This is a genomic window from Methylobacterium mesophilicum SR1.6/6 (assembly GCF_000364445.2).
Classification (GTDB): domain Bacteria; phylum Pseudomonadota; class Alphaproteobacteria; order Rhizobiales; family Beijerinckiaceae; genus Methylobacterium; species Methylobacterium mesophilicum_A.
On record NZ_CP043538.1, the window covers coordinates 2,250,283 to 2,264,292 of the forward strand.

12 protein-coding genes are annotated in these 14,010 nt (G+C 69.0%); 8 read left to right on the top strand and 4 right to left on the bottom strand.

The features are described from left to right. Nucleotides 1-69: 69 nt before the first annotated feature. Nucleotides 70-1,857, top strand: a complete 1,788-nt coding sequence (locus MMSR116_RS10620) for an acyl-CoA dehydrogenase C-terminal domain-containing protein (RefSeq protein WP_158168758.1) — start codon at nucleotides 70-72, stop codon at nucleotides 1,855-1,857. A 67-nt stretch (nucleotides 1,858-1,924) separates the two neighbouring features. Here the strand turns inward: MMSR116_RS10620 and MMSR116_RS10625 are convergent, their stop codons facing one another. The 3 genes from MMSR116_RS10625 to MMSR116_RS10635 form a co-directional block, all read right to left on the bottom strand. Continuing rightward, nucleotides 1,925-3,205, bottom strand: a complete 1,281-nt coding sequence (locus MMSR116_RS10625; RefSeq protein ID WP_158168761.1) for an O-acetylhomoserine aminocarboxypropyltransferase — start codon at nucleotides 3,203-3,205, stop codon at nucleotides 1,925-1,927. A 71-nt stretch (nucleotides 3,206-3,276) separates the two neighbouring features. Beyond that, on the bottom strand, nucleotides 3,277-3,492 hold the full coding sequence (locus MMSR116_RS10630; RefSeq protein ID WP_158168763.1) for a hypothetical protein: 216 nt from the start codon (nucleotides 3,490-3,492) through the stop codon (nucleotides 3,277-3,279). Between the two features lie 25 nt (nucleotides 3,493-3,517). After that, nucleotides 3,518-3,760 carry a hypothetical protein gene (locus MMSR116_RS10635; RefSeq protein WP_158168765.1) on the bottom strand — a complete coding sequence of 81 codons (243 nt, stop codon included), beginning with the start codon at nucleotides 3,758-3,760 and terminating at the stop codon, nucleotides 3,518-3,520. Nucleotides 3,761-3,933: 173 nt separating this feature from the next. On the opposite strand from MMSR116_RS10635, the gene MMSR116_RS10640 reads away from it, so the two are divergent. The 4 genes from MMSR116_RS10640 (at nucleotide 3,934) to MMSR116_RS10655 (ending at nucleotide 8,908) form a co-directional block, all read left to right on the top strand. After that, nucleotides 3,934-4,125, top strand: a complete 192-nt coding sequence (locus tag MMSR116_RS10640; RefSeq protein WP_158168767.1) for a hypothetical protein — start codon at nucleotides 3,934-3,936, stop codon at nucleotides 4,123-4,125. A gap of 339 nt (nucleotides 4,126-4,464) precedes the next feature. Continuing rightward, a complete protein-coding gene (locus tag MMSR116_RS10645; protein WP_432419905.1) occupies nucleotides 4,465-6,231 on the top strand; it encodes an ATP-binding protein in 1,767 nt (588 codons plus the stop codon). Nucleotides 6,232-6,233: 2 nt separating this feature from the next. Further along, on the top strand, nucleotides 6,234-7,904 hold the full coding sequence (locus MMSR116_RS10650) for a putative bifunctional diguanylate cyclase/phosphodiesterase (protein WP_158168769.1): 1,671 nt from the start codon (nucleotides 6,234-6,236) through the stop codon (nucleotides 7,902-7,904). Between the two features lie 428 nt (nucleotides 7,905-8,332). After that, nucleotides 8,333-8,908: a PilZ domain-containing protein gene (locus tag MMSR116_RS10655; protein ID WP_244625686.1), complete on the top strand. Its 576-nt coding sequence runs from the start codon at nucleotides 8,333-8,335 to the stop codon at nucleotides 8,906-8,908. 16 nt (nucleotides 8,909-8,924) lie between these two features. Here MMSR116_RS10655 and MMSR116_RS10660 read toward each other — a convergent pair whose 3' ends face one another. Then, nucleotides 8,925-9,707 (bottom strand): SDR family NAD(P)-dependent oxidoreductase, encoded by a 783-nt coding sequence (locus tag MMSR116_RS10660; protein WP_158168773.1) that lies wholly within the window; start codon nucleotides 9,705-9,707, stop codon nucleotides 8,925-8,927. A gap of 268 nt (nucleotides 9,708-9,975) precedes the next feature. On the opposite strand from MMSR116_RS10660, the gene MMSR116_RS10665 reads away from it, so the two are divergent. From MMSR116_RS10665 to MMSR116_RS10675, 3 genes are all read left to right on the top strand, one after another. Then, nucleotides 9,976-10,932, top strand: coding sequence for a GlxA family transcriptional regulator (locus tag MMSR116_RS10665; protein ID WP_158168775.1), 957 nt, complete (start codon nucleotides 9,976-9,978; stop codon nucleotides 10,930-10,932). A gap of 204 nt (nucleotides 10,933-11,136) precedes the next feature. Continuing rightward, nucleotides 11,137-11,583: a (2Fe-2S)-binding protein gene (locus MMSR116_RS10670; protein ID WP_158168780.1), complete on the top strand. Its 447-nt coding sequence runs from the start codon at nucleotides 11,137-11,139 to the stop codon at nucleotides 11,581-11,583. Between the two features lie 10 nt (nucleotides 11,584-11,593). Then, the gene (locus MMSR116_RS10675) at nucleotides 11,594-13,876 is read left to right on the top strand and encodes a xanthine dehydrogenase family protein molybdopterin-binding subunit (protein ID WP_158168782.1); all 2,283 of its coding nucleotides are present in this window, start codon (nucleotides 11,594-11,596) and stop codon (nucleotides 13,874-13,876) included. The last annotated feature ends 134 nt before the right edge of the window (nucleotides 13,877-14,010 follow it).

Below are 14,010 nucleotides of genomic sequence, written 5' to 3' on the forward strand. Positions count from 1 at the left end.
GCTGGGCGGTTACATGGCGTGAACGCCGCGGGCCGATCGAAAGGGCCCGCAACCGGGGGAAAGCCAGAGATGCCGCAGTACCGCGCACCGGTCGAAGACACGCTGTTCCTGCTCAACGATGTGCTCGGCTTCCACACCCGCGACAATCTCGCCGGCTTCGCCGAAGCGTCTCCCGATGTGGTCGAGGCCGTGCTCCGCGAGGGTGCGAAGCTCGCCGAGGAAGTGCTGGCGCCGCTCAACCGCACCGGTGACATCGAGGGCTGCCGCCGCGAGGCGGACGCCAGCGTGCGGACGCCCACCGGCTTTAAGGCCGCCTACGACACCTACGCCCAGGGCGGTTGGATGGGGCTCTCGGTCCCGGAAGCCTATGGCGGCCAGGGCCTGCCGCACACGCTCAACACCGCGATGCAGGAATTTGCGTCCGGCGCGAACCTCGCCTTCGGGATGTATCCGGGTCTGACCCAGGGGGCGATGGCGGCCCTGCTGGTCCACGGTTCCGAGGAGCAGAAGGCGCTTTACCTGCCCAGGATGGTCGAGGGCGCATGGACCGGCACCATGAACCTCACCGAGCCGCATTGCGGAACGGATCTCGGGCTCCTGAAGACGAAGGCGGTCCCGAACGGCGACGGCTCCTACAGCCTCACCGGCACGAAGATCTTCATCTCCGCCGGCGAGCACGACCTAGCCGAGAATATCGTGCACTTGGTCATCGCCCGGATCGAGGGGGCGCCGGCCGGCACGAAGGGCATCTCGCTCTTCGTCGTGCCGAAGTTCCTCGTGAACCCGGACGGCTCGCTGGGCGCTCGCAACGGCGTGTCCTGCGGCTCCCTGGAGCACAAGATGGGCATCCACGGGAACGCCACCTGCGTGATGAACTACGACGGCGCCACCGGTTGGCTCGTCGGACAAGAGAATCGCGGGTTGAACGCCATGTTCGTGATGATGAACGAGGCGCGGCTCGCCGTGGGCGTCCAGGGTCTCGGCCAGTCCGAGGTCGCCTATCAGAACGCCGCCGCCTACGCGAAGGACCGGCTCCAGGGTCGAGCGCTGACCGGCGCGAAGGCCCCCGAGAAGGCCGCCGATCCAATCATCGTCCACCCGGACGTGCGTCGCACCCTGCTGCAGATCCGCGCCTTCAACGAGGCGGCCCGGGCGCTGATGCTCTGGACGGCGCTCCAGGCTGACATCCTGCATCGGTCCGAGGACGCCAAGGAGCGGCAGACCGCCGACGACCATCTCGGCCTGATGACTCCGGTGGTGAAGGGCGTGTTCACCGATCGCGGCTTCGCCAACGCGGTCGAGGCGCAGCAGCTCCTCGGTGGCCACGGCTACATCGAGGAATGGGGCATGTCGCAGTTCGTGCGCGACGCCCGCATCGCCATGATCTACGAGGGCGCCAACGGCATCCAGGCGATGGACCTGATCGGCCGCAAGCTGCCGAAGGATGGCGGCCGGGCGATGATGACGTTCCTCGGCGAGGTGCAGACCTTCCTGAAGGATCACGGCGAGGATCCGGCGATGGCGCCGTTCGTCAAGCCGCTGCAGGCGGGGGTGAACGACCTCCAGGGCGCCGTGATGTGGCTGATGCAGAACGCCTTCGCCAAGCCCGACAATGCCGGCGCCGGCGCCACCGACTTCATGCACCTCTTCGGCCTCGTGGCCCTGGGCTACATGTGGGGCAAGATCGCCAAGGCGGCGCTGGCAAAGCACGCCGAGGCGCCCTCCCCGCGCTGGGAGTCGAAACTCACGAGCGGCCGGTTCTTCATGGAGCGGATGCTGCCGGAGACCGGCCTGCGCCTCGCGCGGATCAAGGCCGGGGCCGAAAGCACGATGGCGCTGGAGGCGGAGGCGTTCTGAGGGCGCCGCCGGTCCAGATCCTCACGCTGCCATCGTCATCGGGACCGCCCGGTCGGGCGGGAGATCGTCAGTCGCCCAGTGCCGCGTCCAGATCCTCGATGAGGTCGGCCGGATCCTCCAGGCCGATCGACAGGCGCACCACGTCCGGACCGGCGCCCGCGGCGGTCTTCTGCGCGTCGGTGAGCTGGCGGTGGGTGGTCGAGGCCGGGTGGATGATCAGCGAGCGGGTGTCGCCGATATTGGCGAGGTGCGAGAACAGCTGCAGGTTCGAGACCAGCTTCACGCCGGCCTCGTAGCCGCCCTTCAGTCCGAAGGTGAAGACCGCCCCGGCACCGTTCGGCGTGTAGCGCCGGGCCAGCTGGTGATAGCGGTCGCTCTCCAGCCCCGGATAGCTCACCCACGACACCGCCGGATGCTTGGAGAGATGGGTCGCCACCGTCAGCGCGTTGTCGGAGTGGCGCTGCATCCGCAGCGGCAGGGTCTCGATGCCGTTCAGGATCAGGAAGGCGTTGAACGGCGAGAGCGCCGGACCGAGATCGCGCAGGCCGAGAACCCGGCAGGCGATGGCGAAGCCGAAATTGCCGAAGGTCTCGGCCAGCACCATGCCGGAATATTCCGGCCGCGGCTGGCTCATCATCGGGTAGCGGGCATCGCCTGCCCACTGGAACGAGCCGCCGTCGACGATCAGGCCGCCAATCGAGTTGCCGTGGCCGCCCAGGAACTTGGTGGCTGAGTGGACCACAATGTCGGCCCCGTGCTCGAAGGGGCGGATCAGGTACGGCGTCGCCATGGTGTTGTCGACGACGAGCGGGACGTTGTGCTTCTTGGCGATCTGCGACAGCGCCGCAAGGTCGGTGATGACGCCGCCGGGATTGGCGATGGACTCGCAGAAGATCGCCTTGGTGCGGGGCGTGATCGCGGCCTCGAATGAGGCCGGATCGTCGTTCTCGGCCCAGGCGACCGTCCATCCGAAGTTCTTGTACGAGTGATTGAACTGATTGATCGAGCCGCCGTAGAGCTTGTTGGAGGCGACGAACTCGTCCCCGGGCTGCATCAGCGCGTGCATGGTCAGGAATTCGGCGGCGTGGCCGGAGGCCACGGCGAGCGCCGCGGTGCCCCCTTCGAGGGCGGCGATGCGCTCTTCCAGCACCGCGTTCGTCGGGTTGGTGATGCGCGTGTAGATATTGCCGAAGGCCTGGAGGCCGAACAGCGACGCGGCATGGTCGACGTCGTCGAAGACGAAGCTCGTGGTCTGGTAGATCGGCGTGGCCCGCGCGCCCGTGGCGGCGTCGGGTGCCGCGCCCGCGTGGATCGCCAGCGTGTTGAAGCCGGGCAGGCGGTCGGTCATCGTGAGGTCTCCTCGGCGCGCCGGATTGTCTAAGCCCGCGCGGGAGCGCGGCGCAAGGTTGCGCAGGAGCCTCAGGCGTCCGGCGCGGGGCCGAGATCGACGTGCGGCTGCCCAGCATCGACCAGCGCGCGATCCACGGCCTCGATGGCCAGCAGCGTCCGGGTCAGGTCCTCGGCCATGGAGATCGGCGCCACGTCGAGACCGCCCAGGCGCCGGGCGATCGCGTTCCTCTGCCGCGCGAGCGCGGCGCGGGCGCGGTTCAGATCCTCGACTTCTTCGCTGGTCATCGGCGCTTCCTTTCCGGACCGGCGGTCAGCTTCCCGGTGTCCAGTCGATGTTCGGCTTCTGCGCCAGCATGCGATCGAAGTAGTCGGCCACGGCCTGCGCCCCGTCGGTGTGCATCATGGCGACGGGATGCGCGAGATAGGCACGGGCGAGATCCAGCGGAATCTCGCCGGATTGCAGCGCGTTCAGCACCGCGTCGATGAATGCGTCGTGGGCGTCGTTGAAGTCATTCGACAATTTCTTCCGGTCGTTCAGTGCCTTGATCGGCATACCGCGTTCGCCTCGTCCCTCGTCGATCCCCGGACCGACCGCTCGTGTCCGCCGGAACCGGCCTCCGGCGCCGAAGGTTCCGATGCACCCTGTGCGGGTCGCGCCGGCCCCGCTCGGTAACCATCCGCACCGGGCGGCGGGAGCGAAAAGCCCGCGTGGATCGTTAAGGCTCCATGTCGACGTCACCGCTGCGCGCTCACACGATCGAGATCGTCCCCTGCGCGGACGATCCAAGATGCTATCGCTGGCTCATCCGGACACGCGGCGGCGCGGTCGTGGAACAGTCGCCCTACGCCTTCGTGACATCGAACGGCGCCCGGATCTCGGGCGAGTGCTGGATGCGCGAGCACTTCGAAGAGATCTGAGGCGGCCGAGCCTGGACGGGACCCCGCGCCGTCCACAGATCTGCGACACGCCCCGTCAGCTTTACGCCACGCCGCAGAGCCTCAGCACGCGTCCTGCGGGCGGCGTGCGCGCCCTCGGCGGAGACGATGCATGCTAAAGTGGTACTTTGCCCAAAAGTACAACCCTATTACCGACCATACGCGGCTGATTATCATTAAACATCACATCGTTCAGCTTGAGCCTTTGTCGATTCTTTAATCCAGCAAAGGTCATTTTCTCGTCGGTTCGATGTGTTGGCCGAGAGACGGATGATGCGGGTTGAGGACGGTGAGGGCCGGAACGAAGGCCTCGCGTCTCGGATGGGGTCGGTGACCTCGATCGAGGGTTCGAAGGTGCACTTGGAGCTGGTCGGTCAGAACGGGCGGCCCGACGTACGGGTCACTGTCGGGAATTTCGTACGGATTCAGGCGGGAGCCGCGGCCCTCATCGGCATCATCACGACGCTGGCGTCGAGCAACGGCCGCCAGCCCGGCGCCTGCGCCAGCCTCGATCTGCTCGGCGAGTTCGTGTTCGAGGATGGGGCCAAACGCTTCCAGCGCGGGGTCACGTCCTATCCCGCCATCGGAGACGCGGTCGATCTCCTGCCGCCGGGAGACCTGCGCATCGTCTATCAGGTGTCGGGATCGCATACCGCCTCGGTGGGCGCGCTGTACCAGGATCCCGAAACGCCGGCCTGCATCAAGGTCGAGGATCTGCTCACGAAGCATTTCGCGGTGCTCGGCACGACCGGGGTCGGCAAGTCGAGCGGCGTCGCCGTCATCCTCGATCAAGTCTTGAACGCGCGGGAAACGGTGCGGATCTTCCTTCTCGACGTGCACAACGAGTACGCGTCCTGCTTCGGCGACCGCGCGAGCGTCATCGCGCCGCACAACCTCAAGCTCCCGTTCTGGCTGTTCAACCTCGAGGAGATCGCCGACATCATCTACGGCGGACGCTCCCCGGTCGATGAAGAGATCGAGATCCTGGCGGAAGTCATCCCGCTCGCGAAGAGCAAGTACGCTCAGTACAAGGAGGCGAGCGACCGACAGATCGTCAAGCGGACGATCGGCAAGGGTGCCGGCTTCACGGTCGATACGCCGGTCCCCTACGTGCTGCAGGACCTGATCTCTCTGATCGACGAGCGGATGGGACGCCTGGAGAACCGGGTTTCCCGGATGCACTATCACCGCCTGATCACGCGGATCGAGACGATCCGCAACGATCCGCGCTACGGCTTCATGTTCGAGAATGCCAATGTCGGCGGCGACATGATGGGCGAGATCCTGGCGCACCTGTTCCGGCTGGATCCGGACGGGCGCCCGATGACGATCATGCAGCTCGCGGGGCTCCCCATGGAGGTGGTCGACGCCGTCGTCTGCGTCCTGTGCCGCCTGGCCTTCGAGTTCGGCATCTGGAGCGAGGGCGCGATCCCGCTGCTGTTCGTCTGCGAGGAGGCCCATCGCTACGCCTCGGCGGACCGGTCGGTCGGCTTCACCCCGACGCGGCGCGCCCTGTCGCGCATCGCCCGGGAGGGCCGCAAGCACGGCGTCTATCTCGGGCTGGTGACGCAGCGTCCGGCCGAACTCGACGCGACCATCATGTCCCAGTGCAGCACGCTGTTCGCCATGCGGATGACGAACGACCGCGATCAGGCCTTCCTGGCGGCGGCCGTCTCGGATGCCGTGAACCTGCTGAGCTTCGTCCCGTCGCTCGGCACCGGCGAGGTCATCGCATTCGGCGAAGGCGTGCCGATGCCGGTGCGGATGAAATTCCGCGCCCTGCCCCCGGAGCGGCAGCCCCGCAACGACGTCAGCGGGCGATCGGCCGGGGCCGGCGAAGCGGTTGCCGGCGCGGCGTTCGTCGGTGCCGTCGTCGAGCGCTGGCGAGGGGCGACCATGAGCAGGGCGAGCGCGCCCGACGCGGACCTGTCGGCGCTGTCGCGCCTCACCCGCGAGGCGGGGAGCGAGGGCAATGGGGCCGCGCTCGACCAGGTGCATCGTCGCCTGCTCCGGCGCCCCCTGGACTCCGCCGAGCCGCCGGCGGAGTCCAGCCTGCGCGCCGCCAAGGCTCTCTGGCAGCAGGGCTGAGCGTGAACGACGTCTCACCGAGCCACCGGCGGAGCCTGCTCGAAGCGACGATCCAGGCCCTTCCGGTCGGGGTCGTGGTTCATGACGAGGAGGGTGTCTGCATCCTGGCGAATGCCGCCGCGCGGTCACTCGGCCCCGAGGCGGTCCGCGATCGTCCGGCGGCGATGAGGCAGCAGCCCGATCACGCATTCGTCGAGGAGATCGGCGAGCGCGTGATCGAAGCCGCGTCGCGGCAGGTCACCGCCGAGCGGGAGAGCTATACGCTCACCACGATCGCCGATGTGACGCACCACCACAGGATGCAGCGCGATCTGATCGCCCGCGCCTTCATCGATGCCCTGACCGGCCTGCCCAACCGGACCATGTTCGAGCAGAGCATCGAGGAACTCGTTGCCGAAGCCGTGCCCGGCGACCGTTTCGCCCTCGCGTTCATCGATCTCGACAACTTCAAGCACATCAACGACTACTACAGCCACGCGGCGGGCGATGCGCTGCTCCGCAAGGTCGCCGACCGGATCCGCAGCGCCTTGCGCCCGAGCGACCTGCTGGCGCGCATCGGCGGTGACGAGTTCGTACTGCTGCTGAACCCCATCACCAGCCGCGACCGCACGCTGCTGGACGTGCTCGACATCTCGGAGCGCCTGAAGCAGCCCTTCTTCATCGATGGGCACGAGATCTTCGCCTCCGCCTCCATCGGCCTGAGCCTCTTCCCGGAGCACGGCACCACCTACGAGGTTCTGCGCCGGCAGGCCGACAATGCCATGTACCGGGTCAAGGGTGGCGTGAAGGGCGGTGTCAGTCTCTTCGAGGAGACGATGAGCCATGCCGCGACCGCCCGCATGGCCGTGGAGCAGCGCCTGCGCCTGGCGATCCGGGACCGATGCTTCTGCTGCGCCTTCCAGCCGAAGGTCGACATGCGCACCCATGCCGTCCTCGGCGTCGAGGTACTGCTGCGCTGGCGGGACGAACTCGGCACGATCCAGGCTCCCGGCGACTTCATCGGCCTCGCCATCGAACTGGGGCTCATCAACGAGATCACGCTGCAGGTGCTGGCCGAGACCGTGCGGGCGATGCCCGACATCGACGAGCTGTTCGGATCGGACGTCTCCGTGAGCATCAACATCGCCGCCAAGCAGGCCTGCGACGTGCCGTTCATGTCGGCCTTCTGCGATGCCCTCGGCGCGACCGGCATGGCCCGGCGCTTCGTCCTCGAACTCACCGAGGAAGCCTTCTTCACCAAGAACCGGTTCCAGAGCGAGGTCCTGCCCCGCATCCGGGCGATCGGCGCCCGGGTCTCGATCGACGATTTCGGCGTCGGCTACTCGTCCCTCGCCGCCCTGGCGGAAATCACCGCGGACGAGTTGAAGATCGACCGCTCCTTCATCACCGACATCGACAAGAGGCCGCGCAGCCAGATCGTGCTGAAGGCGATCGAATCCCTCGGCCTGGCGCTGGGCATGTCGGTCGTCGCCGAGGGCGTCGAGACCTACGAGGAGGTCGCCTACCTGCTGGGGGCGACCCAGATCCGGTGCGCGCAGGGCTATTACTACGCCAAGCCCCTCTTGATCGATCAGATCCGGCTTGCGGATCCGCGGGCTTCGGCGCCGCGGGCAACCGCCTCGCACGCGCGCGGCTCGGACTTCCGCGCGCCGGGTGTGCTGCGGCGCGCGTAGCGGCGTCACCGGCATCGGTGCCGCAGGGACGACGCGCGGCGCGGGTTCCCCAATCCTGGCTGCGGTGGCTGGGCGGGGCCGCGCCGTCGTTCCGGGCCTCGCGGCCGTGCCCGGCCCCTCAGGGGCACGTCGAGGGCGGGCGATGCGGACCCGCGGCCTTCGACGGATCCTCCCGACACCGCGCATCCGGACCGGACGCCGCCACGCGGCCCCGGAGTGACGATGGTGCGGCTGCGCCCACGAGGAATACTGGAGGACGCCATCGGAAACGCCGTCCGGGCGACCGCGGGGAGCCCGACGGGACGAGCGGCACCACCTCCTACGATTGCACGAAGTCGAAGATACACCTTTTAGCGGCAATCATGACTCGATGATCTTGTTAATCTTGGTTGTTTGGTAACAAAGGCGAACGTATTGGCGTATTAGCCGTGACAGAACGCCGATCCGCCCCCCGATATCCTGTAGCGCTTCCAGCCCTCTGCTGGGGTGCCGACGGCGTCGAGTTCCACGCGGTGACCGTCGATGTCTCGGCGGCGGGCATTCAGTTACGCTCGATCCACGTCCCGCACGTCGATCATCCCCTGACGTGCAATATCCGCAGCGTCGGACGCCTCGAGTCGATCGTCATTCGCGCCAGCGTGTGCGATTTCGCCGTTCGCGTGACGGGACAGAATCCGACGCCCGGGTCGATCGCGAGACGGCTCATCGCGTTGAGCCAGGAGCAGACGCGCAGGACGAGTTCCGTCCGCGTCAGCCGCCGCATCGTTCCCGACGAGACGTCCGTTCAGGTGACCCTCGGCGACGGCCAGGCGGTGAACGCGCACATCATCAACCTGTCGGCCTCGGGCGTCGCGCTGCTGATCGCGGCTCCGCTCGCGATCGGCCAGCCCATCACGGTCGGACGGCATCGGGCGACGGTGACCCGGCAGATCGACGGCGGGGTCGGCGCGGCTTTCCTCGCGCCGCTCGATCCGGGTGCCATCGACGCGCGCACAAAGCTCTGAGCTGCCGGCCGCCGGCTCAGACGCGCCGCTCCCGGCGCAGGGTCTTCAGGCCGATCCCCGTTCCCTCGAAGCCGCCGTCGACGGCGAGCTGCTGGCCGGTGACGAAGGAGGCGCGCTCGGAACAGAGGAAGACGATCGCCTCCGCTAGTTCCGCCTCCAGGCCGTAGCGCCCGAGGGGCACGGCGTCGTGATAGTCGGCGCGGATCTCGCGCGTGTGGACGGCCTTGGCCATCGCCGTGTCCACCGGCCCGGGGGCGACCGCGTTCACGCGGATGCCGAACTGGGCCAGTTCGACGGCCTGCTGCTTCGTGAGCTGCGCCAGGGCCGCCTTGCTGGTGCCGTAGGCCGTCCGCAGCGTCGAGGCGCGCAGACCGGAGATCGACGTGATGTTCACGATCGCGCCGCCGCGCTCGGCCAGCAGCGGGGTGGCCGCCTGCGTGCACAGGAACGGACCCGACAGGTTCACGGCGAGCACCCGCGACCAATCCTCGAACGTGGTCTCGGTGATCGGCTTGAAGATCGCGATCCCGGCGTTGTTGACCAGCGCGTCGAGGCGCCCGAACCGCTCGGCGACCTGCTGGATCGCCCCCGTCACTGTTTGCGGGTCGGAGACGTCCGCGGTCACCGCGAAGGTGCGGTCGGGGCGGCCGAGCCCCGCGGTCGCGGCGTCCACGCCCGGCCCGTCGATGTCGAGGAGCGCGACACGCCACCCGTCCGCGAGGAACCGCTCCGCCGTGGCGAGGCCGATGCCCCGGGCGGCCCCCGTCACCAGGGCGGTGCGATCCTCGGTGTGGCTCACGGGGCATCTCCATCGATAGCGACCGCGGTCCGGCGGCGCGGGGAATCGTGCCGCCGGGTGGTAGGCCCGCACGCCGCGGCTGCGCAACGTGCGCGGCACGGCCCGCGTGTCGGCGCGCGCATTCTGTCTCCGCTCGGCCCCGAACCGGATGGCGTGAACTGGGACCGGCCCGGGTTGCCAAGACTTAGATGCCTCGATTCCGGCCGTCCCGCTTGCTCACGCCGGGCAAGAGCCTGATCTTGGCGGCGATCCCGTGAGGTTGTCGTCCATGGCGGATGCCCGGCGCATAGGTCTCGTCATCTGCCCCGACTTCGATTTCATGGGTCTGGCCGTGACGTCGCCGTTCGCGGTCGCCAACAAGTATACCGGGCCCACGGCCTACGATGTCCGCATCCTGTCCGAAGCCGGCGGCTTGGTCCGCTCGGGCCTGGGCGCGGCGGTCGTCACCGAACCGCTGGGCGATCCCGCCGCCTTCGACACGATCCTGATCGCCGCCGGCATCCGCATCCCGACGCCGAACCCTGCGCTGACCGATTTCCTGCGCGAGGCGGCCCGATCCACGCGCCGCCTCGCCGGGCTCTGTCTCGGCGCCTTCGTCCTGGCCGAAGCCGGCCTCCTGGACCGCCGGCGCGCGACGACGCACTGGCACTTCGCATCCCAGTTCCGGGAGCGGTATCCCGACTGCAGGCTCGACATCGACAAGATCTACGTCACGGACGGCAATCTCTGGACGTCCGCGGGCATGTCGGCCGGCATCGATCTCGCCGTGGCCATGGTCGAGCGCGATCACGGCCGGGATCTCGCTCAGCGCGTGGCGCGGGGGCTGGTGATGGAGCGGCGCCGCGCCGGCGGCCAGGCCCAGCATTCGGCGCTGCTCGAGTTCGACGCCCCCACCGACCGCATCCAGGGCGTTCTCGCCTATGCGAGGCAGAACCTGTCCTTGCCCCTGACCACCGAAGACCTCGCCGCGGTCGCCTGCCTCAGCCCGCGCCAGTTCTCGCGGTTGTTCCGCGCGGAAACCGGCAGCTCGCCGGCCAAGGCTGTCGAGGCCCTGCGCGTTGAGGCGGCCCGGCTCATGCTGGAGGAGAGCCGCCTGCCGATCGAGGAGATCGCCGGCGCGGTCGGCTTCGCCAACCGCGAGCGGATGCGCCGCGCCTTCCTGCGCGTCCACGGCGCGATCCCGCGGGCGATCCGCCGCGCCGCCGGGCCGCTCGCCGTGATCTGAGTCGAGGCGGACCGGGTTCGGCCACAGTCGAGCCCGCTCGCGTCGCTCCGCCGGGCACGCGTCTGTCGAGAATTGGACAACCCCATGCGGGTAATCGATCCAGCGACATGTCCGAAAACGCGGCTTTTTTGACGTGGCCGGCCCGGAAGAGCGCCGCTAAGCTTGAGCTTGAGTTGTCTCGCTCGCTTTCGAAGGGTCGCGGCCATGGTGAACCTGACGATCAACGGCCGCCAGCACGCGGTCGATGCCGAACCCGACACGCCGCTGCTGTTCGTCCTGCGCGACACGCTCGGCATGACAGGGACGAAGTACGGGTGCGGCATCGCGCAGTGCGGGGCCTGCACCGTCCTCCTCGACGGGCAGGCGACCCGGTCCTGCCAGGTTCCGCTCGAGAGCGTCGGCAGTCAGGCCGTCACCACCATCGAGGCGATCGAGCAGGATGCCGTCGGGCGCAAGGTGGTGGAGGCCTGGGTCTCCGTACAGGTGCCGCAATGCGGCTATTGCCAGTCGGGTCAGGTCATGGCCGCCACCGCGCTGCTGAAGCAGACACCGCGGCCGAGCGATGCCGAGATCGCCGACGCGATGACGAACCTGTGCCGGTGCGGCACCTACAACGCGATCGCCGCCGCCGTGCGGCAGGCCGCAGCCTGAGGCCGCCGCCATGGACCTGCATTTCGAACGCGCTGCTCACGGCATCGCCGTCGTCGATCCGAGCCGCACGGCGGCCCCCGGCGGTTCTGGCCTTTCGGCACCGTCCCGGCGCGGCCTGCTCACCGCCGGCGGCGCCCTTATCCTCAGCGCCGCCCTGCCGGTCCGCGGCGCCCGCGCCCAGGCCCAGGGCCCCGCGGAGGGCGCGGGCGCCCTTGCCCCCAAGCCCGGCACGCGCGTCCCCGCCTTCCTGGAGATCCACCCGGACGGCACCATCAAGCTCCTGAGCCCCTTCGTGGAGGGCGGCCAGGGGATCGCCACCGGCATGGCGCAGATCGTCGGCGAGGAGCTCGACGTGCCGCCGTCTCGCTTCGTCGTGGAATGCGCGCCGCCCGGACCCGACTACGCCGTCGTCAACGGCCTCCGCATGACCGGCGGCAGCTTCTCCACGCGGTCGAGCTACGAGGTCATGCGCCGCCTCGGCGCCACCGCGCGCGACATGATGATCCGCGCCGCGGCGGCCCGGCTCAAGGTGCAGGACGGCGAACTCACCACCCGCGACGGCGTCGTGCTGCACGCGGCCACGAACCGCGCCATCGCCTACGGCGACCTGGCGGCCGACGCGCTGAAGCTGAAGCCGAACGAATCCGTACCGCTGCGTGATCCGAAGACCTTCCGCTACATCCGCCAACCCGTCCCGCGCCTCGACGTGCGCGACAAGTCCACCGGGCGGGCGATCTACGCGATCGACCAGAAGGTGGACGGCATGCTCTACGCCGCCGTGCAGCACGCCCCCCATCTCGGGACGGAGCCGGAGTCGCTGAGGAACGAGGCCGAGATCCGCACCCTGCCGGGCGTGCATTCCGTGCACCGCCTGCCGGGCGCGGTGGCCGTGGCCGCCGACAGCTGGTGGCGGGCCCGGAAGGCGGTCGAAGCCCTCCAGGTGAACTGGTCGGCGCCGAAGCCGGGCGGCATCGACACGGTCGCGGCGGATTTCTCGTCCGAGGGCATGCTCGCGGCGCTGAAGGGCTCGACGGATCCGGGCCATGTGGCCGAGGAAGAGGGTGACGTGGCCGGCGCCTTCGCGAAGGCCGCCAAGGTCGTGGCGGCGGATTACGAGGCCCCGTATCTGGCGCACGCGCAGCTGGAGCCGCCCTCCTCGATCGCGCGCTTCAACGACGACGGGACCCTCGATGTCTGGCTGCCGAACCAGATGCCCGAGATCTTCCAAGCCGTCTCGGCCAAGGTCGCGGGGCTGCAGCCGGCGCAGGTGCGGATCCATTCGCCGATGCTCGGCGGCTTCTTCGGGCGGCACTTCACCTACGATGCCGGCAACCCGTTCCCGCAGGCGATCCTGCTCGCGAAGGCCACCGGTCGCCCCGTGAAGGTCCTGTGGTCCCGGGAGGAGGAATTCAGCCGCGACGCGGTGCGGCCCCTGAGCTTCAGCCGCTTCCGCGCGGCCCTCGACGCCGCCGGCCAGCCGACCGCGATCGACGTGCGCACCGTCGGCGAGGGGCCGATCGGCCGTTACTTCGGCATGATGATGAAGACGCCGGTCGACCCCTCCGCGGTGGAGGGCATCGTCGAGAAGCCCTACGCCGTCCAGAACCGGCGCATGACCTTCGCGAAGGTCGCGCACCCGGTGAATATCGCGTTCTGGCGCTCCGTTGGACACTCGATGAACGACGCGTTCTACGAGAGCTTCCTCGACGAGATCGCCCAGGCCGGAGGGCAGGATCCCTTCGCGCTGCGCATGGCTCTGGTGAAGGCCAGCCCGCGCCACACCGCGCTGTTGTCGGCGGCGGCCGAGATGTCGGGCGGCTGGCAGCGCGGCCCCTACCGGGCCGAGGGCGGGATGCGGGCCCGCGGCATCGCCATGGCCTCGCCGTTCGGGTCGGAGACCGCGACGATCGCCGAGGTCTCGGTGGAGGGCGGAGAAGCCCGCGTCCACAACCTCTGGATCGCCTTCGACCCCGGAAGCGTCGTGAATCCGGCGATCGTCAAGGCGCAGGTGGAGTCGGCCGCGGCGCTCGGCGTCTCGTCGGTCCTGTTCGAGCAGATCGTCTACCGCGACGGCGTCCGGCAATCGCAGAACTACGACACCTATCCGATCCTGCGGCGCGAGCACATGCCGGCCGTCCACGTGCGCATCGTCGAGAGCGGCGCGCCGATGGGAGGCGTCGGCGAGCCGGGGCTGCCCGGCGTCCCGCCCGCGATCCTCAACGCGATCGCGGCGCTCACCGGCCAGCGGATCCGCGCGCTTCCAGTCGCCAACACCAAGCTCGGCTCCGCCTGACCGCCCGGGGGGACGGCTGCCCGCCCGAGGGTTGCGGTCCCGGCCGGAGCAGCGCGGGCCGGCGCGTGGAAGTTGCAGTCGCCAGCATTTTGCGCCCCTTATCCGAGTGCGCCCCTGTTGCAAGGACGCACCCG

Coding starts and splice junctions, on each gene's coding strand:
- MMSR116_RS10620 (WP_158168758.1), top strand. CDS start 70: ATGCCGCAGTACCGCGCACCGGTCGAAGACACGCTGTTCCTGCTCAAC.
- MMSR116_RS10635 (WP_158168765.1), bottom strand. CDS start 3,760: ATGCCGATCAAGGCACTGAACGACCGGAAGAAATTGTCGAATGACTTC.
- MMSR116_RS10665 (WP_158168775.1), top strand. CDS start 9,976: ATGGCGGATGCCCGGCGCATAGGTCTCGTCATCTGCCCCGACTTCGAT.
- MMSR116_RS10630 (WP_158168763.1), bottom strand. CDS start 3,492: ATGACCAGCGAAGAAGTCGAGGATCTGAACCGCGCCCGCGCCGCGCTC.
- MMSR116_RS10625 (WP_158168761.1), bottom strand. CDS start 3,205: ATGACCGACCGCCTGCCCGGCTTCAACACGCTGGCGATCCACGCGGGC.
- MMSR116_RS10645 (WP_432419905.1), top strand. CDS start 4,465: ATGGGGTCGGTGACCTCGATCGAGGGTTCGAAGGTGCACTTGGAGCTG.
- MMSR116_RS10670 (WP_158168780.1), top strand. CDS start 11,137: ATGGTGAACCTGACGATCAACGGCCGCCAGCACGCGGTCGATGCCGAA.
- MMSR116_RS10675 (WP_158168782.1), top strand. CDS start 11,594: ATGGACCTGCATTTCGAACGCGCTGCTCACGGCATCGCCGTCGTCGAT.
- MMSR116_RS10640 (WP_158168767.1), top strand. CDS start 3,934: ATGTCGACGTCACCGCTGCGCGCTCACACGATCGAGATCGTCCCCTGC.